At 69.3% G+C, this 24,077-nt stretch carries 15 protein-coding genes, 1 tRNA gene and 2 pseudogenes; 8 read left to right on the forward strand and 10 right to left on the reverse strand.

The features are described 5' to 3' along the window. Positions 1 to 595 precede the first annotated feature (595 nt). A complete protein-coding gene (locus SLAV_RS38365; protein WP_100660740.1) occupies positions 596 to 3,502 on the reverse strand; it encodes a DNA/RNA non-specific endonuclease in 2,907 nt (968 codons plus the stop codon). 150 nt (positions 3,503 to 3,652) lie between these two features. Between SLAV_RS38365 and SLAV_RS41370 the strand changes: the two genes are divergently transcribed. Further along, a complete protein-coding gene (locus SLAV_RS41370) occupies positions 3,653 to 5,479 on the forward strand; it encodes a hypothetical protein (RefSeq protein WP_158741067.1) in 1,827 nt (608 codons plus the stop codon). A gap of 66 nt (positions 5,480 to 5,545) precedes the next feature. On the opposite strand, the gene SLAV_RS38390 is transcribed toward SLAV_RS41370, so the two are convergent. Continuing rightward, positions 5,546 to 5,619: transfer RNA gene (locus tag SLAV_RS38390), tRNA-Met, on the reverse strand. A 57-nt stretch (positions 5,620 to 5,676) separates the two neighbouring features. Then, positions 5,677 to 5,840 (reverse strand): annotated as a pseudogene (locus SLAV_RS43770) (polyphosphate kinase 2); the annotation flags it as partial. 690 nt (positions 5,841 to 6,530) lie between these two features. On the opposite strand from SLAV_RS43770, the gene SLAV_RS38400 reads away from it, so the two are divergent. Next, on the forward strand, positions 6,531 to 6,740 hold the full coding sequence (locus tag SLAV_RS38400; RefSeq protein ID WP_100661219.1) for a hypothetical protein: 210 nt from the start codon (positions 6,531 to 6,533) through the stop codon (positions 6,738 to 6,740). Positions 6,741 to 6,805: 65 nt separating this feature from the next. On the opposite strand, the gene SLAV_RS38405 is transcribed toward SLAV_RS38400, so the two are convergent. Together SLAV_RS38405 and SLAV_RS38410 are read right to left on the reverse strand one after the other, a co-directional pair. Next, the gene (locus SLAV_RS38405) at positions 6,806 to 7,150 is read right to left on the reverse strand and encodes a transposase (RefSeq protein ID WP_159038052.1); all 345 of its coding nucleotides are present in this window, start codon (positions 7,148 to 7,150) and stop codon (positions 6,806 to 6,808) included. A 506-nt stretch (positions 7,151 to 7,656) separates the two neighbouring features. After that, a complete protein-coding gene (locus SLAV_RS38410; protein WP_158741063.1) occupies positions 7,657 to 8,064 on the reverse strand; it encodes an expansin C-terminal domain-related protein in 408 nt (135 codons plus the stop codon). Positions 8,065 to 9,339: 1,275 nt separating this feature from the next. Between SLAV_RS38410 and SLAV_RS41375 the strand changes: the two genes are divergently transcribed. Further along, the gene (locus SLAV_RS41375; RefSeq protein WP_158741061.1) at positions 9,340 to 9,894 is read left to right on the forward strand and encodes a hypothetical protein; all 555 of its coding nucleotides are present in this window, start codon (positions 9,340 to 9,342) and stop codon (positions 9,892 to 9,894) included. 103 nt (positions 9,895 to 9,997) lie between these two features. Here SLAV_RS41375 and SLAV_RS38425 read toward each other — a convergent pair. The 4 genes from SLAV_RS38425 to SLAV_RS38440 all read right to left on the reverse strand — a co-directional run bounded on the left by SLAV_RS38425 (position 9,998) and on the right by SLAV_RS38440 (position 14,292). After that, positions 9,998 to 10,920 (reverse strand): IS5 family transposase gene (locus SLAV_RS38425; protein WP_425276219.1). Its coding sequence is split into 2 segments (ribosomal slippage): positions 9,998 to 10,545 and positions 10,545 to 10,920, totalling 924 coding nucleotides; the frame shifts between segments, so codons are not numbered across the junction. 63 nt (positions 10,921 to 10,983) lie between these two features. Next, entirely contained in the window at positions 10,984 to 11,265 is a 282-nt protein-coding gene (locus tag SLAV_RS43775; RefSeq protein ID WP_360003373.1) for a cold-shock protein, read from the reverse strand. A gap of 817 nt (positions 11,266 to 12,082) precedes the next feature. After that, the gene (locus tag SLAV_RS38435; RefSeq protein WP_158741016.1) at positions 12,083 to 12,556 is read right to left on the reverse strand and encodes a hypothetical protein; all 474 of its coding nucleotides are present in this window, start codon (positions 12,554 to 12,556) and stop codon (positions 12,083 to 12,085) included. 776 nt (positions 12,557 to 13,332) lie between these two features. Then, positions 13,333 to 14,292: a hypothetical protein gene (locus tag SLAV_RS38440; RefSeq protein WP_030241633.1), complete on the reverse strand. Its 960-nt coding sequence runs from the start codon at positions 14,290 to 14,292 to the stop codon at positions 13,333 to 13,335. A 384-nt stretch (positions 14,293 to 14,676) separates the two neighbouring features. On the opposite strand from SLAV_RS38440, the gene SLAV_RS38445 reads away from it, so the two are divergent. From SLAV_RS38445 to SLAV_RS38460, 4 genes are all read left to right on the forward strand, one after another. Then, the gene (locus SLAV_RS38445; RefSeq protein ID WP_159038051.1) at positions 14,677 to 16,935 is read left to right on the forward strand and encodes a protein kinase domain-containing protein; all 2,259 of its coding nucleotides are present in this window, start codon (positions 14,677 to 14,679) and stop codon (positions 16,933 to 16,935) included. Between the two features lie 644 nt (positions 16,936 to 17,579). Further along, positions 17,580 to 19,271 carry a PQQ-binding-like beta-propeller repeat protein gene (locus SLAV_RS38450; RefSeq protein ID WP_159038050.1) on the forward strand — a complete coding sequence of 564 codons (1,692 nt, stop codon included), beginning with the start codon at positions 17,580 to 17,582 and terminating at the stop codon, positions 19,269 to 19,271. Positions 19,272 to 19,305: 34 nt separating this feature from the next. Continuing rightward, positions 19,306 to 21,465: a protein kinase domain-containing protein gene (locus SLAV_RS38455; RefSeq protein ID WP_158741022.1), complete on the forward strand. Its 2,160-nt coding sequence runs from the start codon at positions 19,306 to 19,308 to the stop codon at positions 21,463 to 21,465. Positions 21,466 to 21,685: 220 nt separating this feature from the next. After that, the gene (locus SLAV_RS38460) at positions 21,686 to 22,234 is read left to right on the forward strand and encodes a GNAT family N-acetyltransferase (RefSeq protein WP_030241640.1); all 549 of its coding nucleotides are present in this window, start codon (positions 21,686 to 21,688) and stop codon (positions 22,232 to 22,234) included. A gap of 53 nt (positions 22,235 to 22,287) precedes the next feature. Here the strand turns inward: SLAV_RS38460 and SLAV_RS43780 are convergent. Beyond that, a protein-coding gene (locus SLAV_RS43780; protein ID WP_425276229.1) for an IS630 family transposase occupies positions 22,288 to 23,399 on the reverse strand; the annotation gives its coding sequence in 2 pieces (ribosomal slippage) (positions 22,288 to 22,874 and positions 22,874 to 23,399; 1,113 coding nt in all). Positions 23,400 to 23,508: 109 nt separating this feature from the next. On the opposite strand from SLAV_RS43780, the pseudogene SLAV_RS38475 reads away from it, so the two are divergent. Then, positions 23,509 to 24,015 (forward strand): annotated as a pseudogene (locus tag SLAV_RS38475) (NF041680 family putative transposase); the annotation flags it as partial. Between the last annotated feature and the right edge of the window lie 62 nt (positions 24,016 to 24,077).

The raw sequence follows: 24,077 nt of genomic DNA on the forward strand, positions 1-24,077 counted from the left end.
GGGGTAGCTCGGCGGTGGCGGATAGTGGGGCGTTCGATCGGGCCTGGACAGCGCCAGCCGCAGCAGGGCGGCGACAGCCCCAGGTCCCACGGCCATAGCCGCAAAGACGACGGGCATCCACCGAGGTGAGATCGCATCATTGTTCCTGTACGCCTCGGCGGCGTCGCTTGTCATGACCCCTGAGGGCCGCTCGTCATCCGATGCGTAGTCTCCCGTGTGCTGTACTCCGTAGTAGGCCGCGAACGCGACGGTCAGGATCGAGACGCACAGCACGATCCCGAGCCAAAGGCGTCGCGCGGACGGGTTCCGCATGGGGATCAGGGCAAGTAACAGCCACGGAACAGCTAGAAAGACAAGAGCGGTCAGAGCCATGTGTTCCCCAAATTCACTTAGTTGCAAGGGAGTTGCACAGTCCCCATACTGCGGTAGTTCTCGTCGTGATGCATCGCGATGGGACACCGCATGTGGAGCGGCAGGTGGGCTTCGCCGCGCGCACCTCCCGCCTCCCTGTGTGTGGACCCGCCGCTGAAGCTGGAGTTCATCGCGCGCAGGAGGTCCTCGATGAGCAGCAAGCGGAAGGTGGGGCCGGTTGAGTTCAGGGCGTGTTGCCGGTGGGGACTGCTTTGCCGTTCATGACCCACAGACCGAGGTTGTGCCATTTCTGGGTCTGCGGTTGAAAGAGCTTGTTCTCGACGGCCCGCTTGATGAGAACGCCGCCTGGGCGGCCGTCCGGGTACATGCCGACTGCGGAGATCTCCAGCTTCACGGGGACGGTACGGGGGCCCGAATAGACGGGGGTCACCTGGTAGCGCACGACCTGCCCGGCGTCCACGGCTTTCTTGACCTCGCCTTCCAGGGCCTTCATGTCGTTGGCGAATCCTTCGTCGCCCTTGACCTGGGCATTGGCGGCTCGGCTGCAGGTGACTAGATTGTCCAGATCTTCGCCACTGCCGGTGAGCTGCTTGCCGAGCAGGTGGCAATTGTTGATGCGCTGGGGAATGTCCTTTATGCGAAGGTAGCCGGCAGTGGCCGTTGCCCAGTTGTAGCCCGGAGGCCTGACCGCTGCCGTCGTCGGGCTGCCCCGCTGCGCGTGGGCCGTCAGGTAGGCCGTGTCGAGGCAGGCGTTCATGGCCGTGGCGCGGGATCCGTGTGCGACGTCGCGCGTACCGAGGTCGAGCCAGCCTGCGCCGTTTCGCCGGCAGTCAGCCCGGTCGGGCTTGTTCACCGTGAAATCGTCAGCCAGGTCCTTCGCGTTCCGGTCCAAGATTTCACGCGCCTGGACCACGACGTTGCGGGCGGCGACGACCTCGCTGCGAAACCTGGGAAGACCTACGGCCACCGTCTTGATGGCGTCTTGCACCTTGTCCGCCTTGCGAACGGCAGTGATGACGGTGCTGAAGTTGGCGGCCGCCAGCAGGCACGGCTTTATTTTTTCCTTTCCGGGTGCGCTGAGGCACTTTTCGATGTCCTTGACGCCGAGGAGTTCGAGGAGGATTCCCGCCCCGTTCTGCGCGAGCCATTCCATGAGCTTCGTGTCGGCCAGGATGCTGGCCTGACGGTATTGCCGAACATAGTCGTCACCGCGCAACTCCCGCAGGGTGTCCTCGTCCCTCACCGCCTGCAGGGCCTCGGACGGGCCGCCCCGGTACTGCCAGTTGTCTCCGCTGGTCCGTTCGAAGACCGCCGAGCGGTCGGGGGACAGGCCGTAGAGGTGTTCGCCGCTGACGGCGAAGGCGGCGCCGGGGGTGCCGATCTCGGTCCAGTGGTCGGGTGTGCCGTTGTACTGGTAGAGGTGGCCGGTGTCGGGGCGGGTGGCGAACAGACCGGCTCCGCCGGCGTACAGCTGATCGGCGGGTCCGCCGATCTTCGTCCAGTCGGTGCCTTGACCGCTCCATTCGAAGACCGCCGAGCGGTCGGGGGACAGGCCGTAGAGGTGTTCGTCGCTGACGGCGAAGGCGGCGCCGGGGGTGCCGATCTCGGTCCAGTGGTCGGGTGTGCCGTTGTACTGGTAGAGGTGGCCGGTGTCGGGGCGGGTGGCGAACAGACCGGCGCCGCCGGCGTACAGCTGATCGGCGGGTCCGCCGATCTTCGTCCAGTCGGTGCCTTGACCGCTCCATTCGAAGACCGCCGAGCGGTCGGAGGACAGGCGATAGAGGTGATCACCCGTAACCTCGAGATCGGCGGAGGCGTCTCCGATCTGACTCCAACGGCCGATTTCGCCGTCGTAGCGATAGATGGCGCCGGTATCAGGATGGCGAGCGAAGACTCCGAGCCGCCCTGCGTGCACGGACTCTGCGGGTCCGCCGATCTTCGTCCAGTGGTTGTCACCCTCGTGCTTCCATACGCTGCCGTGATCAGGCGCGAGCGCGTAGAGATCGCCCTTGGCTGTCACGGACAGTTCAGGACCGGCGATGTCAGATAGAGCCCCCCGTACGGAGCTTGGAGATCCCGCTTCCGGCACGGATTCAGCCTCTGCTCCGTCCTGCGCTTCTGACCCCATTCCCGGCGGCGCAGACTGCGGCTCCGGGCTGGGGTCCGCCGCTTGAGGCACCGGCGCGCCGGGGGCCGATGGCGCGCCGAGGGCCGTCCAGTCCGCGCCCTGGCCGCTCCATCGGTGGACGCTGTTGCCATCGGATGCGAGACCGTAGAGGCGAGTGCTGCCGACGGCGAACGCCTTGCCCGCGTTTCCGATCTCGGTCCAGGTATCGGCCCGCCTGTCGTATTTGTGGAGTTTGTCGTCGGGGCTGGTGGCGAAGAGCCCTGCTCCGCCGGCGTGGAGATCTTGGGCGGGTCCGCCGACTTTGGTCCAGTCGGTGCCCTTCCCGTTCCATTCGTAGACGGCGGTGCGGTCGGGGTTCAGGCCGTAGAGGTGGTCGCTGGTGACGGCGAAGTCGGCGCCCGCCCCGCCGATCTCGCTCCAGGTGTCCGGCTGCCCGTTGTACTTGTGCAGCTTGCCGTCGGGGCTGGTGGCGAAGAGCCCTGCTCCGCCGGCTTCGAGGTCTTGGGCGGGTCCGCCGATCCTGGTCCAGTCGGTGCCGGTGCCGTTCCATTCGTAGACGGCGCTGCGGTCGGGGTTCAGGCCGTAGAGGTGGTCGCCGGTGACGGCGAAGTCGGCGCCCGCCCCGCCGATCTGAGACCAGTCGCCGGGCTGCCCGTTGTACTTGTTCAGTGCTCCGCTGCCGAGGCTGGTGGCGAAGAGTCCCGCTCCGCCGACGTAGAGGTCTTGGGCGGGTCCGCCGACCTTGGTCCAGTCGGTGCCCTTTCCGTTCCAGCGGTAGACGGCAGTGTGGTCGGCGGCGAGCGCGTACAGCTGGTCGTCAGCGGTCGCCGTCACCGACACCAGGGTGATGGGGGCGGCCGGGGCGGGGTCCGCGGAGGCGGGGGCGGCCGAGAGCAGGCCGGCCGTGATCGCGCCGGCGAGCAGGACACCGATGCGCCGCAGGCGCGCCGGTGGCGTGCCGGGTCCGGGCTTCGTTCGGTTACGGGAAAGGAGGTGGGCCACAGGAGACGCTCCAGGGAATTTGTCTGGGAAGTGCTGGAGCCCCACGGTCCGACCTGGTCTGATTGTCCATCAATAGATGTTGTCCGTTAACGCAGTTCAGGCGACACGGAAGAGCGGACAACGCGGACAACCAACCGGGGGAGTGCCGCTGTGGTGAAGGCCGGCCGTCCACAGGGCGGGCCCAAGGGGGAAACCGATGAAGCCAACGAGCTCGCGGTGTTCCTGCGAGATCTGACCCAGGACTTCACGGTCCGCGAGCTCGCGGAGCGGTACAAGATCAGCAAGACGAGCTGGGGCGAGTACCGCTCCGGGACCAAGACGATCCACCTGCACCTGCTCAAACGCCTCGTGCATGACCTGGTGCGAGATGAGCGAGCGCGCGCCGCGAGATGGGCGCTGGCCCAGCGCCTCCACGAGCAGGCAACCACCGCACAGCAGCCTCTTGGCCCTGACGAGCCGAACACCGCCATGGAGGGAGTGACGGCGGCACAGGCGGCAGCGCAGGCAACTGCGGCTCTGCAGGACGCGGAGCGCCTGGTCCACATCCTCCTCGGCGTCATCGCCGGCCTCCAGATGCCCTCACAACACGGCACGGCACCGGGCGCCGACGCGGCTGGACTGGCTTCCGCCGCCGATCAGGCAGCCACTGATCTACGTGAAGCACACCACCGACTGGACCAAGTCCGCCTGGTCCAAGACGCTGTACGCCGCGTGCGTGACGAAGCCACCGCACACGACGACCCATCCGGCGCAGCAGATGCCGCATCCCGTGCCGACGACGCCGGCCGGAGCGGTAACGATGAACATCTTCCTGTGCCCTACACGGCAGCCTCACGCGAAGCCTCCGCCATCCTGATCGTCTCCCGCGCCGCACTGGTTGAGCAGTACGCCGCAGCCCGGCTACTCAGCGCCCGGGCAGCGGGTGTGCACGCCATCGAGCCGACAGCTGTACAGAACACCCCCCGCGGAGCTCTGGCCCTCACCTCCCCGCCCCGCAGCCCCACCGCGGTCTCGCCACCCTCTGACCGGTCGCGCCGCCGACGCCAGATCGTCATGATGGCCGTTGCCGTGACGCTCGCCGCCTCCCTCTCAGCGGTGGCCGCCGTCACCCTCGTGCGAAACGGGCAGCACCCCCCCCTGGAACAGGCGAACCGGCCCACACCGGCCCCTGCGGCTTCCCTGCCGCCCCCGACATTGAGCCCTTCACCTCCGGCATCGCCCACGCCGTCCCCGAGCCCGGACCTGATCGACCCAACTTCGCCCCCGAACCCGACCCGCTCGACTGAGACCAGTGTGACGGCGGTCCCCGACGACTACCTGGGCACATGGCAAGGCGAATTCACCAAGCCCGGAGACAAAGCCCCTACCTTGCGCCGCATCGAGATCCGCAAGGGCGCGGTGGGCGCAGAGACCGCGGACATCCTGACGTCGACCGCCAGCTCCCTCTGCCAGTCAAAAGGAACCCTCATCTCGGCCGGCACACTGCTCGTCCTCACAACAAACCCGACCTCAGGAATCCCCAGCCATCTCTGCACCACCAACGCAGACATCACCCTCCGACGCCAAGGAGACACCGACCTCACCTGGAAATCAGAAGGAACCACAGCCACCCTCCACCGCACCGCGCCACAAAACCAGACGATCCCCGCCCCCTTCATCGGAACATGGCGCGCCCAGGACGGAAACGACACCACCTCATCCGTGCGCATGACAATCAACCAAGGAACACCCGGCCACGCCCGGGCCGAATTCGTCTGGGACGGCGACGCCCACCATTGCGAAGGCTTCTCCGTACTTGCTTCCATCGGCGACGCTCTGACCTTCAGCCCCGAGACGGTCACGTCGTCCGAACCACAGCGCTTTTGCACCCAGACCCCCACCCGCCTTGTCACGCAATCCCAGGGCAACACCCTCCACGTGGAATGGGCGGATGACGGCGGTTTCTTCCGCTCATTCACCTTCCACCGTGTCGGCTGATCCAACCCACGGCGGACAAGGCAGAAGGCCCCGGATCCTTGAGGATCCGGGGCCTTCTCATTTCAGTAGCGGGGACAGGATTTGAACCTGCGACCTCTGGGTTATGAGCCCAGCGAGCTACCGAGCTGCTCCACCCCGCGTCGGTGAACCCCACCTTACGGCACCGCCGGACCGCTCCTGACGAGCTATGACTTGCGCAGGCGTCCTGCGGCGCCAACGATGAGGGGGTCGGGGCGGCCCACCACCGCTTCGTCCTTCCCGTCGTAGTCGATGTGCCACTGAGGCTGCGGATCGCCTCCAGCCAGCCGCGCCGCGTGTCGCTGCTGATCACCACCGTCCATGGCGCGGCGCCGGTGTCGGTCGGCGCACCTTCACCGCGGCTTCCTCGACCGAGTCGGCGGTGGCGAGGTTGGTCACCTCCGACGCGCCGGGGTGGTCCGGCTCGGTGCACCTGGCGAGGATCCGGCAGAGCCCTCGCTGCTCCGGCGGCCGTACACCGCCCGATGCGGGGTGCGCCTGTCCGCGCTCCTCCGGATCGCCCGCACGTGTGTACCCGCATCCGAATGCCTGCTGGCTCACTCGGCTGAACGGGGGAGCGGGCCTTCCTTTGATTCAGCGCCCGGACGCTTTGGTGTCCCCGTTTTGGCAGGTCTGCGGTTCTGCACTCACTGTGCCGGCCCGCCGGGGGCGGTATCGGGGTCTGTGCGGGTGGTTGTGGGAGGCGTGGGGCGGGTCGGGCGTGTGCGTGAACGCCGGATCGGGTGGGATGGGCAGGGCGCCGCGTCGGCTTCTTCCCCTTTAGGGTGCTGTCGGCCGGGCACCGGCCGCCGTCACACGTCGCCGTCACGCAGCCACGGCCGACGGCACCTGCTAGACCGGCCCGCTGGCTCTGTGGGCGTGCGGGGCCGTTTTAGAGTGGCGTGGGTGCAATCCCCATGGGGCGGCTCTATAGCGGGGAAGATGTGCGCTGGGGGCCATCCTGCATGGGCGCGCCGGGTGTCTGTTGGTCGCGACAGGGATGGATCGGTTGGCATCGGTGAAGACTCTCCGCATGCCTGAGGACCCCGATGAGCTTGTCGACGCCATTGCTGTCGCCGTGCGGGCGGGCGATGACCGCCGTATTGGCCTTCTTCTCGACCGGTTCAAGGAAGTGGCGGGCCTTTCCCACCTGATACGGCTGCGTGAGCGGCTGTGCGGTGCGGGCGGGGCCGCGAGGGTGAGCGCCCGCGGCATCTGGTGGAGCGCGACGAGGACGTGGTGAGGGTGGGCCGGCGCTGACCGCAGACACGGCGAGAAGAGCCAACGGCGGCCTGATCACGGTGGCGGTCATGGCAGCCAGGGGCTGTTCCAGTCGTCGATCTCCTCCCGCGCGAGGGAAGATTTCGGCGTGTCGCGGGTCTGCTCCGTGCGGCGGGGGAGCGGGCGGCTGGCGGCGAGAGAGGTGAGGACGTTGTGCCAGGTGCCGTCCGTCTGCCACAGGCGCAGACGTTCGGCGCAGCGGTGCCAGGGCCCGTAGCGGGCGGGCAGGTCGTGCCAGCGCCGGCCGCCTCGCTGCTGCCACAGGATGCCGTTGACGACGGCCCGGTAATCCGGCCCGCCCGGCCCGCAGCGCGGCAACAGCGCGCGGATCACGGCCCATTCCCCGTCGTCGAGGTCGTCGCATTCGCTCACACCATGACAACGGCTCTCCCCGCGGACCGACACGCCCCAGTCAGCGTGGGTGGACGTTTCTGCTGCGCGCTCGCGACTGGGTCGGTCGCTGGGCAAGGGGCTGCAGAAGGCGCGGGTCATGCCTCTTGAACCTGCTCAAGCTCAACTGAACCGGACACTGCGGACACGCATCAGGGGTGACTGCGGCAGCCCGGCAGCCCCCAAGGTCCAAGGGGGCGGGGGCGGGGTGGGCGCGCTCTGCCAAGGCTTCTGACGGCGCGCTGCGCTGTCCCGCGGTCGGGCCGGGCTACCACTGGTCCGTGGCGGATCCCTCTACGGGCCGAGTCCGGGAGATGGCCGAGCGCTGCCCCAGCTGCGACTTCCGGCCGGGCAATCGCGGCCAGCTTGCCCCCGGCCAGTTGGCCGCCCTAGTCCGGGACTGCCTTGGCGGACGAGGGGCAAAACGACCAGCCGGGCGCGATCCGCGCACCCAGACGCCGGCCGCTCCCTCGCACTACGGCTGTGTGTCAGGTGCCGGTGCCGCAGTAGGACTGTTCGGGCGTCCAGTTCGCGGGGATGATGTTGATGTAGGTGGTGGTCACACCGAGTTCGTTCGTCAAGCGCAGACTGAACGGGGCCCGCAGTGGACGGTTGCTGTCAAGCCGGAAGACGTCGCCCCACGTCTCGCGCATCCGCGTCCAGGTGGTACTCCCCTGCTCCCGCAGTTCGAGCCCGGCGACCCCGACCACGTCGAGCAGGGGCCGGACCGCGAAAAAGGTCGCGTTGCTGCCGATTTCGACGTGGAAGCAGTCCAGAGCCGGGGTTTCCCCGGCCTTTGGAGCCACTTGCGGCACGGCACCCCCGGCGGGCGTCGCATGCGCGGCCGGCCCCGCAGCCACCATCGTGATCGCGGCAGCGACCCCGACGCCCGCCACAGCCAAACGGAGTGCCGAACGAGCCCAGCGCGGACCCTCATATCGCCTCGATCGCTCCATGAAAGCTCCTGGATCAGTCGGAAGACGAGAGGCACGGATCGGCTCTCTCACCGAGAACTTCACTTCCGATTCCCGCACCCGCAACCTCACCAGCCACCGGAGTGATGACCCAGCGTCACCGACACGGGGCTGCAGACCCCCTGGGGCAAGACGAAGGCCCCCGGGGGGGGCCCCTATCTCTTTGGTCAGGTGGATGGGTGCTGGTTCGGGCGTCTGGGACGATGTGCCTGTGCATGCTGACGTCGTGTGCCCGGGTGACCGGACGTGAGCGGATGGGGGAGTACCTCGGACACGGTCTCGCGTGCCGCCGCTGCGCCGTCCCCGGTGACCGCCGGACCCTGTACGGCATTGTCCAGTGCCTCCATTTTGGAATGAAGGGCCCCGGGCTCCCCGGCTGTGTCGGTGTCGACCAGGCCGTCGCCTTCCTCCTTGCCGGGCCGGGCGTCGCCGTGCCAGAGGCCGGACCCGCGGCCGTGGTGCCCGCCGCGCGGTCCGCCCTCGCCCCGAATCCCGATCCGTACGCGGCGCCTGCCGCACCAGAAGCCGCCTCTGGTCCTGCTCCTGCTCCCGTTCCTGATCCGGCCCCGTCCCCGGGGCCGGCCCCGGGGACGGTGGCGGGCGGACGCCCGCGCGATGTGGGAGCCGGCTGACCGAGAGGTTGAGCGTTCCCAACGATCTGGACCTGTCCGACCGGCCTGCCGCCCTTCAACAGCTAGGCGTCGGCGCGGCGACGAACAGCCGGCTGGTGACCAGTGCGCAGGACTGGATCGGCCCTGAGCGGGAGACGGCCCTTGTTGGTCAGTACCCGGGCCTGGCCCCTGTTCGCGGCCCGCATGGCCGACGTCGCCCGCGGCCCCGAAGGCGAGCAGGGCCTGCGCGACCGGCTGAAGCCGGGCTGCTGGACAGAACTGCGAAGGGAGAGGTGTCCGCCTCGGCTGGGCCCCAGGACTCGCGGATCTCGGTGCTGCGGTCCAGGGGGCTGCTGTACGGCGGGCTCGCGGAGGGGCGGGCGGCGAAAGGGGTGCTGCTCTGGACCCCGACCAGTACATTCTTGTATCTACTCGATTACAGAAAGTTGTTATCGTCTTCAGGGGGAGAGAAATCGTCCCGCCTGTGGCGGGGGTGCGCCGAAGTCGCTGCGGTAGGCGAGGGCTTCGGTGCCGGGGGATCGAGGGGGCTGTATGAGCTGGATCGGCAGTTGGTGAGCCTGTGACCATGAGGGCCGCGATCCTCACTGTGGCGGGCTCGATCATCGTGGGGTGTCTGGGACTGTGGTCTGGCGTGTTCAGCGGCAAGGACGACCGCGACGATCCGAAACCCGCCCCTTCGGCATCACAGGCAGGTCCTTCCTCCGGCGGTGCCGGCCCGGGACAGGTCCTGCCCGCTTGCGGCGGCAAGCCGGGACTGGATGTGACCGTCGAGCCCAAGCAGCTGACGGTCGCATCGGACGGGTCCCTCACCGCTGAAGTCAACTGCACCCTCGGGGCCGGATTGCATCTGAGCTGGATAGTGCAGATCGACGGCGTTGGCAAGCCCGTGCCGCACACGAACTACTATCACAAGGATGATCTGGGGCGGCCCGGCCCGTACACCTTCGATGTCCACCTGTCCCAGGCCGTGCCCGGTTCTGCCCGCACGATCTACGTCGTTCTCACGGACGACTTTTCCTACCGACAGCTGAGCGACAACCGGAACCCGGACGGATCGCTCCTGAAACTCCCGAACGGTGCACGCAAGGTCTCCAACTCGGTTCTGGTCAAGCGCTACTGACCTGCCCCGGCACAGCAGCGAGGTTCGGCCATTGATCGGCTCGACGGCATATCCGTAGGCCGACGGAATCCTGCACGCCCCATGGAGCCCGAGGTGGCCGTGGCTAGGCAGTGTCTGATGGCTCTTTGGTGAGGTCGCGGAGCCAGATCACGATGGCTGCGGTGGCCAGGGTGCCGTGGAAGATGTAGTCGCGTTTGTCGTACCGAGTCGCGACGGCCCGGTGCTGTTTCAGCTTGCTGATGCAGCGTTCGACGGTGTTGCGCCGGCGGTACTGCTCACGGTCGAAGGCCGGTGGGCGGCCGCCGGCCCGACCAAGGCGGCGGCGGTTCGCACGCTGGTCGTCCGGCTGGGCGATGGTTGCTTTGATCCCGCGTTTGCGCAGGTAGACGCGGTTGGCGCGGCTTGAGTAGGCCTTGTCGCCGCGGGCCCGGTCCGGCCGGGTCCGCGGACGTCCTGGCCCGGTGCGGGCCACGTTCAGGGCCTGCATGAGCGGGATGAACATCGGGCTGTCCCCACGCTGACCGGGCGAGGTCAGCCAGGCCAGGGGCCGGCAGCGGTCATCCGTCAGCAGGTGGACCTTGCTGGTCAGCCCGCCCCGGGAGCGTCCCAGGGCCTCACGGCCATCTCCGTCCACACGCGCGCCACCCCCTTTTCAGGATGGTCGGCCGGAGGAGCGTGCCGGGCTCCGGCTGCGTGCTGGTGGGCCCGGCAGGTGGTGGAGTCGGCGTTGACTGCCCACGAGCCGTCCGCGTCCTGGGCGGTGGAGTCGGCGCTGGCCTGCAGAGCGCGCAGGATCTTCGACCAGGTGCCGTCGGCCGACCACCGGCGGTGGCGTTCGTAGACCGTCTGCCAGGTTCCGTAGCGTTCAGGCAGGTCACGCCACGGAATCCCTGTCCGCGTCCGGTAGAACACACCGTTGACCACGGTACGGTGATCAGCCCACCGCCCACCTGGGTTCCCGGTCTCCGGCAGCAGCGGAGCTATGCGCTCCCACTGAGCATTCGTCAGTTCATGCCGACGCACCATGCCAGACCCCTGCCCAGAACAGTGATAGATCCACCATCCCAGGCAAGAGCCATCAGACACTGCCTAGAGCCGGCTATTGCCGCGTCTGTCCGTCTGTTGCCCTGGTCCGTCCTGGCTGAGGGCATCCTCCGGACGGTGGATGTTGTCGGCACGCAGGCCGGCGCTGTCGTGGGTGAGGTCGAAGAGGACTCTGTCGCCGGGTCGCAGACAGGGGCCCTTTCCGTGGATGGCCCGGGCTTCGGCCCGGATGTCCGGTCCGGTCCCGTCCTGGCTGATGAGACCGGTACCCCGGTCAGGGTCGAACCACTTCACGACTCCGCAGGGTGACATGCTCTGCCCTTTCATTGGCCGGATCTGGAAGCCGATACTGTCCGCCTGCTCTCGGACGGAGGGGAGGGCGTGATCAGGGGCGCGATGCAGCGGACTCCGGCGTGGCTGCAGCCGGCGGGCGCCCCTTGCGCGGTGGGCTGCGGGGGCATGCCAGCACCGCCCGCCTGCCCGGGAGCAGACGGGCGGTGCTGGCGATCCGCCTGGTTCCGCGCTGGTGGGCCATGGCTCCGGCGTACTTTCGACCGGCTGACGGCCGGGGGCTCGTCCGCTGCGGCATCCGGACTCTTTGCCGGTGGACGGTACGGGGATGCGAGAAGATGGAGAGCTGCGGCGGGGGAGTGGCCGGTGTCAGCGGCGGGCGTCAACTCTCGCCTCCGCTTGTCACGCGGGATGCCGAACGCAGTGCTTGTGATGCCGGGTGGTGGCCGGGTGTGGTTATGGTCGGTTCAGTCCGCGTCGACAGGGCGTGCGCGGGCGAGGCCCGGTGACCAGAGCGCTCTGGTGGCAGTAGCACCGGGCCGCCCAACCACCCCGAGGACGAAGGTCCCGGCTACGCACGCGCGGCCTGTGGGTGCGGCCGCCCGCCCGGCGGGGCCGAGCGGCAGGCCGGGCACTCCTGTGGCTCGCCCCGGACTGCCCCACCACCGTCGTCTACAAACCCTCCCCTGAACAGGCGGTCTAGCGGTACAGACCCCCGCTCCGACAGGCCCTCGGCGGACAACTCACTCGTGCGGGCGGTGGGATTCACTGCAGAAACGCGCCTGCTTCCTCCGCCTCGGCAGGGTCGAGGTAGCCGCCCTCACCGGCCCCCCTGCCGACGTCCGCGTGGACGTTAGGGCAGGTCATCGTCGCATGGGGGCAGCAGATGTTGTGCCACAGCTCGTGCCACGGCACGGGTGGGTTCGTTGAGTGAGGCGAAGACCGTCTCAGGTTCCTCCGAGCCGCTCGCGCGAAGTGCGTACAGGCACGCCCGGGTGTTGACCACCTCGGGGAGGTCCGGGTGCTCGGCCTCCGAACGACCCCAGTCGTAGAGCCCGGTCGCCGACCCGTTGTCCGCAGGAAGAGGACGTCCCAGGAGTCCCGCGAGGTAGTGGTGGTCGCTGTCGTCGAGGCTGTCTGTACGGGAGCGCTCCTGGAGCGGCTGGCGATAGGAGTTGAGGTCGTGCTCGGCGCGTCCGTTCTCGCGGTAGACCTGCGTGACCACCCGGGTGATCTGGGACAGGGTGTCGATGGCGTCGCCCAAGCGGTAGAGGACCATCCGCGGGACGTTGAAGGGATTGCCGTTTTTGGCTGTACTCCAAGGCATCGGTCAGGTCTCGGACGGCTTCGTAGGCGCTCGCGTTGAGTCCCGCGACCAAGCCCGCGGGCATGGTTGTTTCATCCCTGTCGGAGTGTCCGCTCGCGTTCCTGGAGGCAGCCTCCAGTCGCTGAGCCGTCGTGTACCGCACACCGGCCGCCTGCTGCATCGCACGCGCGGCCGCCTTGCGCTTCTTGTCCTGCGTCATGGTCTTCCTCACGCCGCATGCCCACGCCCATGCCGCAGTAAGGCCGGCAACGGCTTGAACGACTGAACGCGAGTCCGGGACCCTTGTCCGTGTCCGGGGCGTGGGAGCTGATCCGGGCGGAATTCTGGCAGGCGTGGGCTGCCGCCCCAGCAGAGTAGCGGATCGACTTGCCCCGGCTGTTGCTGCAGCCACGAACTTGCATCCTTTCGCGGGCCGTGTCGTACGAATGGGTTGTTCGCGTTGCAGCGAACCTCAAGCTTTCCAGCGTGTGTCCGCTTCGCGCCGCCGCGACCGCCGCGCTTTCGTCTCGGATACCAGCGCGAGTTCCGAAGGGTGTCTCTGCGCTCACTGTGGAAACGGAGGATTGGTCAGTTCGGACGTCGCCCTCGGCGAGCCGGCATCTCGGGGCCGGTCCCCTGGCGCAGCACCGAGCAGCACGGCGGGCAGCGATGGCCGCAGTGGTGCCGGCCACGCACCACGCCGGGGAGCCAGGGTGAGACGACCCACCCGTATCGGGTCCCCGTGGCCTCCACCGTTGACCGTCCCGCACCGTTGTGAAAGGAGGGGGCGTGCTGGTCTATGCGCCGAGGGCGTCCAGCTCCTTGCGGGCCTCCTTCACGAAGACGTTGCGCAGCCGGGTCAGCTCCCTCTTGTCGGCAGCCAGGATCTGCTGCTGCTCGTCCCGGTCGAGCTGCGCGGTGAACACGAGCGAGCTGGCCTGCGTTTCCCTGAACCCGGCAGCAAGAAGGGTTTGACGCGCCCGTTCTCCGGCATCCTGGACACCCTGCGCACGCTCGACCGCCGCCAAGGCTTCGAGGGCATCACTGGCTGCTCTGCATCTCTCGAAGCGCTCCCGCATGTCCTCGTACTCTTCGGGTGATCCCGGCGAATCGACCATGTCGTCCCCGTCCGGCCCGGGTACAAGCTCAGCCAGTAGCCCACGGGTATCGGCGATGCCCGACCCCTGTGTCACGTCCGACCTCAGCCGCTGCTTGGCAAGTTCCAGCTGCTCCATGTCCCTGGCCTGCATACGCAGGGTGAACAGCATGAGGTCGACTTCGATTGCCTTGTTCCTCGCTCGGCTCGCTTGCTCCAAGACGACGGGCGGACTCATCAGCTCCACCATGGCGTAGGCCTTCAACAAGTCGGCCACCTCCGACTCGTGGCTCGTTGCCTGTTCCTTCGCCTTCAGCAGGTCAAGCTCCGCGACGAACGCGGCCCAGATATCCTCGCACCGGTCGCGCTGCCACTGGGCGTGAGCTTCGCGGGACATCTCCCGGACTCCCTCCAAAGTGGCCTGTGCCTGGAGCCGCCCGGTCTCAAGCGTCGCCTGGGCTTGGGCCTGCGCGGCCTCAAGTGCTTTCGCAGCCTGCTCATGTGCGGCCCGCAGGGCGGCCTCGGCCTGCGCCTGCGCCCCCTGCAATGCCCGCTTGCCCTGAATGGCTCCCGCGACGATGACGCCGGGAACCGCCAGCAAGGCCGCTCCCCCAGCCACGACCGAGCCGAAGTCCTCGGATATGAAGCTGCTGATGTCCATTTACCCCCCATGTGGTGCCACGACCTGGAGAGCCGACGGTGGCCCCAGGTGGTGCGGGTGGTCGAGGGGGCCGTGGCAATACGCGGACCCGGCACTTTTACGACGCTGGCTTCGACACCGGAGACGAAGCCGTAGGCGTCGTCTGCCCAGGGCCGCTCCCCCCCGCTCCGAGAAGCGCGCCCGCACGGAGCCGTAGGCGGGGCGGGTGCCGGCGGGTGTCGTCCGTGGTGAGGCGGGGTGGGGCTGTGGGCGAGGAGGTTGAGGGCGCCCGATGCTGGGCACGGGACTCGCAGGGGCAGGCTGTGGGCCGCGCTGTAGCCGGCGGCCAGGGCGAGGGGGGGCGAAGGTGGGCCAGTTGTCCTCGTGCGCGGTCAGGTCGCCGGCGTGGACCGGATCACCGGTGGTGTAGGCGTCGATGCAGGGGCCTTCGTCGGCCTGGGCTGGAACATCTCGGTGATCTCCACCCCCGCTCCTCGTGATGCCATGGGCACGTCGGGTATAGCTTTCGGCGCTGCCGGCACAGGCCCGTGCCTACGGCCCTTGCCGGCTGTGCCCCGCTGCGCCTGCCTGGTGCCCACGCCAGTAGGGCATCTAGTATGCGGGACCATGACGCCAGTGATCGCCTCACTGCCCAGCGGAGTGCCCGCGGAGCTCGGCGGCTACAGGATTCTGGGAATCCTGGGCGCAGGCGGCATGGGGACGGTATATCTGGCCAAGGGCCACGGCCGGCGGGCGGCTCTGAAGACGATCCGTCCCGAGTTGCTGAACGACCAGGCGCTGCGAGACCGCTTTGCCCGGGAAGTGGCCGCCGCGGCCTCGGTGCGCGGTCGTTATGTGGCTGCCGTGCTTCGTTCCGCGCCTTTGGCCGCAGTGCCATGGCTGGCTTCGGAGTTCGTCGCGGCGTCCACCCTCGAACAGGCCGTACGCCGTCACGGGCCGCTGTCCGTGCCCGCGGTGTGCGCCCTGGCCGGAGCGCTGGGGCGAGCGCTGACGGCGCTGGAATCAGCGGGCGTCGTCCACCGGGACCTCAAGCCGTCCAATGTATTGATGGCCCTGAACCGCCCTAGAGTGGTTGATTTCGGTATCGCGCGCATGGCAGGGGACCACACCCTCACCAGCGCCGGACAGCGTCCAGGGACAGCGGGATACATGTCACCGGAGCAGGTGATGCAGGAACAGCTCGGACCGGCCAGCGACGTGTTCTGCGCCGGAGCGCTGCTCGTCTTCGCCGCGACGGGACGGCACGCGTTCTACAACGGTGATCAGGCCGGAGCCGACTTCCGGATCGTCCACGAGGAACCCGATCTCAAAGACGTACCGGGCACCTTGGCCCGGGTGGTACGCGGCTGCATGGAGAAACGGCCTGCCGATCGGCCCACCGCCTCAGAGATCGCGGCCGAACTGGACCCGAGAGGGGTCGGCGCGGGCGCGGCGAAACGCTGGCTCCCGCCCAGCGTCGTCGCCGACGCCGCGGAGATCGAACGAGCCGCGACCGCGCTGGCCGGCCGCGCCGGGCTGATCACTCGGCGCAACGTGTTGTCGGCAGGGGCGGCCACCGTCGTCCTCGGGGGCGCGTCCGTAGGGGCTCTGGTCTGGGGCCGGTCTTCTTCGGAGTCGCCGTCCGGGCACGATCCCGCGCCCCGCTGGTCCGGTGAGCCCGGCGAGGTGCCGCCGGTGCTGTGGTCGCTTGAAGGCGCGGCGGTCACGCCACGCTATCCGCCGGGGGACATCGGCGGCGCGGCGTACTTCGAGGAGCGCGGCGGCGGGCTCGCCGCCTACGACATCGTCTCGGGCCGACGGCGTTGGCGCGGCCCCGCCGTACGAGAGGTGCTGGGCGGGAGCCGTCCCGTCGCGCTGGACACCGACGGGGCCGTGTTGTTCCTGGCCGCGGCCAGCGGTGCGGTTCTCAAGAGGATCAAGGCAGACGCCGACCGTCTGCTGGCGGTCGACCGTGAAACCGTGTACGTCCTGGACCATTCGGGCGAGATACGCGCCTTGCGGTCGGCTGACGGTACCCAGCGCTGGCACGGCAAGCTGCCCGTACCCGGCCCGGTCGCGGCGGCCGGCGGGCACGGTCTGGTGACCGTGGTGTCCGCCACGGGGGCCGTGGTAGCCCTGTCCGCGGCGGACGGTGCACGGATGTGGCGCTATGACATCAGCGGCGCCGACAGGCCGGCGCCCGACACCGAAGCGTGCCGGCCCGCCATGTCCAGCGAGGCCGTGGTGCTGGGGGGCGGAGCCGCGCTCACCGCCCTGGCGCCGAGAGGGGGAGGCCGCCTGTGGCAGCTGGCCGCCGACGAGCGAGCGGGCTTCGGGGAGCCGACGGCGACGGGCGACAAGCTGTACGTGCGGGACGGGGCTCAGCTCAGGGCCGTCGACGCGGTGACGGGCAAGGCGGCCTGGACGGTGGCCGCGGGCGCCGAACTCGCCCCGCGCCCGGGGCCGCTGGTGGCTGGCGCCAGCGTCCACGCCGCCCTCGCCAATCCCGAACTGGGCGTCCTTGCCGTGCATACCGGACGGGCAGCGGCCCAGTACGTGTTCGCTCCGGCGATCGCCTCCGCGGCCCCCTGGCAGGGGGCCGCGGTCGCAGGCAGGGTGGTCTGGCAGCGCGGTTCGAGCGTCAGTGCGATTCCGGCCATGTGAAACGGCCCCGTGAGGGCCGCCGATGAGGGGGACGGGTAATGGAGAGGCTGCTCGACGGCGACCCGAGGTCCGTCGGACCGTACCGGGTGCTCGCCCGATGGCCGAGCCCGGGAGCGGCGCGCTCCGGGCCTGAGCCGAGAGCGGAACAGGGGCCCGCCGCACGCGGTCGCCCATCCCGGCCCGCCACATCGCCGGCCATGTACCTGGGCCGTGACCGCGCGCATGTTCACGCCCTGATCTGCATGCTTCCTCGCGCCGCATGCGCGGCGGCCGAGCTCCTGGCCGGCGTTTCGGTGCCAGGCGTTCCCGAGGTACTGGAGCTTCACACCGCGGACGAGCCGCCGTGGGCCTCCCTGGCCCACATACCTGCCGTCACCCTCGCCGCCGTCGCCGGCTCCACGACCGGAACACTCGAACCGCAGCCGGCGGACCGCATCCGTGCACTGGGCGGCGCACTCTGCGAGACCCTGGCCGGTCTGCACCAGCAGGGTGTCAGCTACGGCGCATTGGTCCCCTCGGGTGTCTGGCTCACGACGGGGCGCCCTCTGCTGATGGCCTTGTCCTCCTGCCGGACAAGCCCGACTGCCGAACGGGGGCGGCGCGACGAGGAGATCGTTCCCCCGTCGGCCCTGCCAGCCCCTTTCATGGCACCTGAGACAGTCGGCGGCCGGGTGTCGTCGCAGGCCGCCGACATCTACGCCCTGGGCGTGCTGCTGGCGCACGCGACGACGGGACGGTTTCCGTTCGGTGAAGGTCCACCTGAGGTCCTGGCCTACCGGGCGTCCCATGGGAAGGCCGAGTTACACGGGCTCCCGGCGGATCTCGCGGAAGCCGTGGCCGCCGCTCTGGCCCCCGTGCCGGGCGACCGTCCCACCGCAGCCGAGCTGTCGCAGACGTCCGCTCTCACAAGGACGACCCCGGTGGCGGACGGTCCCGCCCCCGGGAAGGTGATCATCGCACTCGCGGCCCAGGCGCAGGAGACGGCGGATCTCGGGGAGGGCGCGGACCGCGATCTCCCGCGCCGGACGGATGTCGCGACTCGGCCCCTCCACCGTGCCGCGGACGGTCCGACGCGCTCCTCCGCCACCGGACAGACTTCCCCAGCTGGCCCGCTCACACGGCGAGCGCTCCTGTCCCGGCTGGCCACGGGCGTGGCGGGCGCCGTACTGGGCGCGGGTACGTCCCTTGCCTGGACGGCGACCCGGGAGCCGGCCGACCGGTCCTTACCGGACCGCCCCCTCGCGACGGCCCCGCTGCCAGGACTGCCGCCCACCGCACTCTGGCGCTTCGACGACGTGACCGCGAGGACCACCCTGCTACGGGTGGCGGGTGCCGGGCGCTACCTCGTCACCCGGGGCGAGACCCTCCATGCCCATGAGGTCCGCAGCGGAAAGGAAGTCTGGGAGCGGCCGATCGCCTTCGGCCGTGCCAACCCTGTACTCCTCGTCGGCGGGGGCCGCATCCTGGTGCAGACCCGCGACGCCCTCGTGCTGTGCTCGCTGGGCGACGGCCGGACGCACTGGATCGACCGAACGTTCCACACACAGAACACGACCGTCCTGGAATTACTCGCAGTCGAAGGCGACACCGTCTGGCTGCACATGGGTCCTGCCGCCGGCGCCTCCGCCACGACCCACGCCCTCGCCGCGTTCGATCTTGCGGCGCGCAGGGAGCTCTGGCGCAGCGAGTTGCCCGCGGACTTCGTTTACGAGCTGTCCCTCACGCCCACGCCGGCCGGGCTCCTCGTGGAAGTGCTCCCCGAAGTCGACCCCCACCGGGATCCCTATGGGACGCGCAAAGTGCCCCTGGCCTGCTTCGACCGCACCACCGGCAGGTCCCTCTGGCAGCGCACGTACGAGGGCGTGTACAGCGGTCCGGCCTCCGCCGTTGACGAAACGGGCCGGTTCTACGTCCTCTCCACCGGCCGGGCCCGCGCGTACGACGCCACCCCCGGGAGTCAGTTGTGGGAGTCCACCCTGCGCTTCGGCGGCCAGCACAGCCCGCTCCTGCTGACCGGCACCCTGCTGTGCGAGACGGATCCGGTCAACGGAGTCGTCGCCCTGGACAGGGACACCGGACGCACGGTGTGGCAGCAACGGCTGGACGAGCCCCTTCAGTGGTTCCTGCTGGGGACCATGGCGACGAGTGCTTCGGGCCGCACCCTGTTCGTCCCCACCAGACGGCAGCTTGCGGCGCTGGACCTGCGGTCGGGTGAACGGCTGTGGCAGATGGCCTTCGTCGGCCGGGAGGACCCCAGCCCCCTCCAGCTGTTGGCGACGCCGGACGTCCTGATCGTCGCCCAGCCGAGTGTGGTCTTCGCCCTGCCGGCTGTCTAGCGATGGCAGCCCCCAAGGAAAGTGATGGTGCCCCGTGCCCTTGGTTCTCCCCCTCCTCCCCGACGATCCCGCTCGGGTGGGCACCTACACGCTGATGGGCCGCGTCGGCGGTGGCGGCATGGGGACGGTCTATCTGGCACGGACGGGAAGCGGCCGCCTGGCCGCCGTGAAGACCGTCCGCACCGAACTCAAGGACAGGCCGGGCTTCCGTGACCGTCTCCTGCTCGAAGCGGAAGCCGTACGGCTGCTCGGCTCCTCCCACACGGCCGCGTTCCTCGCGGTGGACGCCGAGGCCTCCCTTCCCTGGCTGGCGACGGGGTACCTCATCGGACCGTCGTTGTCGGAGGCGGTCGCCGTCGCCGGCCCCCTGCCGGTCGCGGCCGTGGTCATGCTCGGTGCAGCAGTGGCGGACACCCTGACCACCCTGCACCGTGCCGGGCTCGTCCACCGCGACCTCAAGCCGGCCAACCTGCTGATATCTGCCCAGGGCCCGAAGCTGATCGACTTCGGTCTGGCCCGGGCGCTCGGCGGCCCTCCGCTCACCGCGGCGGGCGAGCCGGCCGGCACGCCCTCGTACATGTCACCGGAGCTGGTCCGAGGGGAGGAACACGGTCCGCCGGGGGACGTCTTCGCGTTGGCCGCCGTGCTGGTGTTCGCATCCTCGGGGCACGGTCCGTACGACGGAGGGCCGGGCCGCGACGCCTTGCGGCTGCTGCGCGACGGGGCGCCCCCGGAACTGACGGGGGTGCCGGACACGTTGCGGGAGGTGATCCGGTCCGCTCTGTCACCCGATCCCCGAGACCGCCCCACCCTCGACGAGCTGGCTGCGCACTGGGGCCCCTACGAGGCCGCCCGGTTCTCCGAGTCGCTACCGGGTGAGGTCCTCGCCGACATGTCGCGGCGCGTGGACGAACTGGCGTCGCTGGGCGGGACGCCCCTACGGGAGGATTCCCCGCCCCTGCGCCCCTCGTACCCCTCCCGTCGCGTGCTGCTCGCCGGCGCCGCGGCCGTGGCGGCCGGCGGCGCTTCGGCACTGTGGTTGACGGGCAGGTCACCGGGCTTCGGAGGGGGATCGGGGGCGCCGGGGCCGGTACCGTCCCCGAGCGGCGGTCTTCCCGGCGGCTCTCCCCGTCAGCAGTGGTCGGTTCCCGTGTCCGCCGTCTACGGTCCGCCGGTCGCCACCGAGGAACTGGTCCTCCTCCCCGGGGAGACGGTACGCGGCCTGTCGCCGACGAGCGGCGGCATGCTCTGGGAGGTGCCGAGCACGAGGCTGCGGGTCGCCGCCTCGGGCCGCCGCCTCGCCGCCCTCGCCTTCGACGAGGAGCTCACGCCTGCAGCGGGGTATCTCGACCCGCTCTCCGGCCGCCTCATGCCGGACGCGGCCGGCCCACACGAACTGGGCGCTCTGAGCCTGTACAGCGAGGTTCTGAACGCCGACGCGGACACCCTCTACATCAGGGCCTACTACGAGGCCGACAAGGACCGTGCGGAACCATGGCTGCTGGCCTACGACTTGGCCGCGCACCGGCTGCGCTGGCGTACCCGCGTCGCATGGGGATACACCGATCGGACGGAGGCGCTGTACTTCCGCGCCGTCGTCGCGAACGGGCGCCTGATCGGCTCCGACGCCACCCGCGTCTTCGCGGTCGACGTTCGTGACGGCCGCTTCCTGTGGGTCACCAGGTTGCGCAGCGACGCGGAAGCAGCCGCTCCGGGGGCATCCGGAGGCGTCTATCCGCCGGTCGTCTCGGAACACCACGTCTTCGACGTCAGCCAGGTCATCACAGCTGTCGACCTGCTGACCGGCGCCCCCACCTGGACGCTCAAACCCGAACGCGATCAGACCCTGTTGACCTCCCCGGTGTGCGTACAGGGCACCGTCCACATCGCCTCGCATGCCTTCACGGCGTTCGAGGAGTCGACCGGCAGGAAACTCTGGACCTACGAGCCCGGCCCCTCCTTCCAGCGAATCGCCGTCCCGGGGCCCTTTCGAGGCGAACTGTACGCGGCGGTCAGCGGCGGGGGTCAGGCGGTCGTCGCGGTGGACCTGGCACAGCGCCGCGCCTCGTGGACCCTGTCGGCACAGGCGGCCGGCATGCCCGACGGGCCCAGTGACCTGACCCACCGGGACGACCGGCTCTACTTGCAGGCATACCAACGCCTTACGGCGGTGCGGATCGACACGCGCCGGTGATCGAACGGTTGGCGGGCCGGCTTTCCGGCCCGCTTCCGGACGGGCTCGCAGCCTTCATGCCTGCTGTTAGGACTGGACGCCCGCCCATCCGCCGTCGGTTCCGGCTCTTGCCCAGCCACGACGGCGACAGCACGCCGCATGGAGTCGGTTACTGAGGTTGAAGGCGTGATGTCGGGGCCTGGTGCTCCCGCCATGGGGGAAAGTCGGTAGGTTACCTGTCATGGCTGAGCTTGGACCCGTTGTCTGGCCGCCCGCCCCGTTGCGGACCGAGCGGCTCGTGCTCCGCGAGCCCGAGGCCCGAGACCGTGCGGCGTTCGTTGACCTGTTCGCTTCGTCAGAGGTGCGGACGTACCTCGGTGGCCCCCGACCGCGTGCTGAGCTTGAGAATGCAGTGCCTGAAGTGCCCGGGCGGCGCCCAGGCGTATTCGTGGTCGATCACGACGGGGCGATGATCGGCATCGTCACGCTTGACCGGCGGGGCGCGGAGCGTCCGGGGCACGTCCGTCCTGATGCCGGGGAGGCCGAGCTCAGCTACATGCTCCTGCCGGAGGCGTGGGGACGTGGGTACGCTCTTGAGGCATGTTCGGCGGCGCTCGGCTGGTTCGCCGACGTGTTTCCCGGTGAGCCGGTGGTGCTCTGCACCCAGGTGGCCAACGACCGCTCGGTACGTGTCGCGGAGAAACTGGGGTTCACCGAGATGGAGCGGTTCGAGGAGTTCGACGCCGAGCAGTGGTTCGGCGTGTGGTCCTCGGTCCCGTGGTCTGGCTGAGCGCGTACTCGGCCAATGAGCGGGGTTCCAGATCCGGTTCCTTGAGCGCGGCTTCACAGGAGCGCATGCTGCGGCGGCTCGCAGTATGGCCCGTCGGAGCCGGACCTGAGGATGAGGCCGGTAGCGGTGAGGCATCCGTTGATGATGTCGCTGCGGTATTGGATCTGGCGGAGACCGTGTCGGAGTCGGCGCATGAGGTGGCTCGGGTCGGTGAAAGCGGTGTTGGCCTGGCTGGTGCGGCGGAGGATTGACCAGATGCCTTCCACGGGGTTGAGGTCGGGTGCGTAGGACGGCAGGTGGTAGGCGGTGAGCCAGTCCTGCGCGTCAATGAAGGCCTTCATTCGGCGCTCTTTGTGGACGTTCAAGTTGTCCCAGATGAGGATGATTGGTCCGCCGAGTTGCTGGTGGGCGGCGATGAGGAGGTCGCGGTACTCGGTCCAGGCGAAGCACTTGCGGCCTCCGCTTTTGTGATCGGTATGCCGTTTGAGCCGGTAGATGAGGCGGGAGCGTTCGCCGGGTTTGTGGCAGCACAGGGCGGCGCTGGAGAAGCGGCGCTGGGAGCGTCCGCGGACCCGGATGACGGGTGTGGTGCCGCGTCGGCTCCAGGTGCGTGAGGTCGGCGGCGTCATCGAGAATCCGGCTTCGTCTTCGAAGACGATCCAGACTTCGAGCGCCGCCGCGGTGTTTCCACGTGCGGCCACACGTCCTTCACCCAGCCGTCCACCGCCGCCTCGTCACGCTCGACGGCCCGACGGGCCGGCACCTGGTGGCTCCAGCCGTGCCGCCGCAGCATCTGGGAGATGCCCGACAGCGTCATGGACTTGTGGAACCTGCGGCCGATCAGGGTTTTGATCCTGGCCAGCGTCCACCGCTGGTCCGGCCAGCCGTGCGCGACCGGGCCCTTGGCAAGCTCCTCCTCAAGCACGGCGAACAGCGCGTCGCTCAGCTTGGGACGACACGCCGGGCCGCGGGAACGGACCGCGTCCTGACCGGCCGCACTCCAGGCCTGCCGCCACCGCTGGACCGACCGGACGCTGACCCGTAACTCCTTCGCGACCTCGCCACTGCCCCGCCCGACGGCGAACATCGCGACCGCTTCCATCCGGACCCGCTCGCGGAATGCTTGCCTCTCCGCGGTCAGACCCCCACCCTGCGGATACCTCATACATCCGGCATACCGCGACGATCAGCAACCGTCAGCCCCTACGACAACCCGACTTCAAAGTCAGTATCTTCCAGCCCGCCCAAGCACATGAGAAGCGCCATTAACCTGCATCTCGCACCTCTCGAAGGAACGAGAGGCCCCGCCGGTGTGGTTGTGGTCCTCGAAGACCGGCGCCGCCCCGGCGGACGTGGACCTGTGGTGGCAGGTGTTCCTCAGGAGATTCGATCTGGAGCACACGTTCCGTTTCGGGAAACAGACGCTCGGCTGGACCACCCCGAAGGTTCGTACTCCCGAGGCGGCGGACCGCTGGACCTGGGTCCTGGTCGTCGCCCACACCCAACTTCGCCTCGCCCGGCCGCTGGCCACCGATCTGCGCCGGCCCTGGGAGAAGCCGGCCAAGCCCGACAGCCTCACCCCGGCCCGGGTCCGCCGCGGGTTCAGGAACATCCGCGCCCACCTGCTCTGCCCGGCCCGTGTTCCTCAACCGACCGGAACCGGGCCCGGACGCCCCCTCGGCTCGAAGAACCGGCGACCCGCCACCCGCTACGACGTCGGCAAAACCGTCAAACGCCCCGAGACCCTCAAAGCCATCGGTAAACCTGGCAGATCTTGGTAGATAAAGAACAAGCTTAGGTAGCACCCTCTACGGCGCCCTATGCCTCCGGGGGGTCTGTCAAT

Source organism: Streptomyces lavendulae subsp. lavendulae, assembly GCF_002803845.1.
Taxonomy (GTDB): domain Bacteria; phylum Actinomycetota; class Actinomycetes; order Streptomycetales; family Streptomycetaceae; genus Streptomyces; species Streptomyces lavendulae.

Coding starts and splice junctions, on each gene's coding strand:
- SLAV_RS38450 (WP_159038050.1), top strand. CDS start 17,580: ATGGCACCTGAGACAGTCGGCGGCCGGGTGTCGTCGCAGGCCGCCGAC.
- SLAV_RS38440 (WP_030241633.1), bottom strand. CDS start 14,292: ATGGACATCAGCAGCTTCATATCCGAGGACTTCGGCTCGGTCGTGGCT.
- SLAV_RS38460 (WP_030241640.1), top strand. CDS start 21,686: ATGGCTGAGCTTGGACCCGTTGTCTGGCCGCCCGCCCCGTTGCGGACC.
- SLAV_RS38435 (WP_158741016.1), bottom strand. CDS start 12,556: ATGCCTTGGAGTACAGCCAAAAACGGCAATCCCTTCAACGTCCCGCGG.
- SLAV_RS43775 (WP_360003373.1), bottom strand. CDS start 11,265: ATGAAAGGGCAGAGCATGTCACCCTGCGGAGTCGTGAAGTGGTTCGAC.
- SLAV_RS41375 (WP_158741061.1), top strand. CDS start 9,340: ATGAGGGCCGCGATCCTCACTGTGGCGGGCTCGATCATCGTGGGGTGT.
- SLAV_RS38400 (WP_100661219.1), top strand. CDS start 6,531: ATGCCTGAGGACCCCGATGAGCTTGTCGACGCCATTGCTGTCGCCGTG.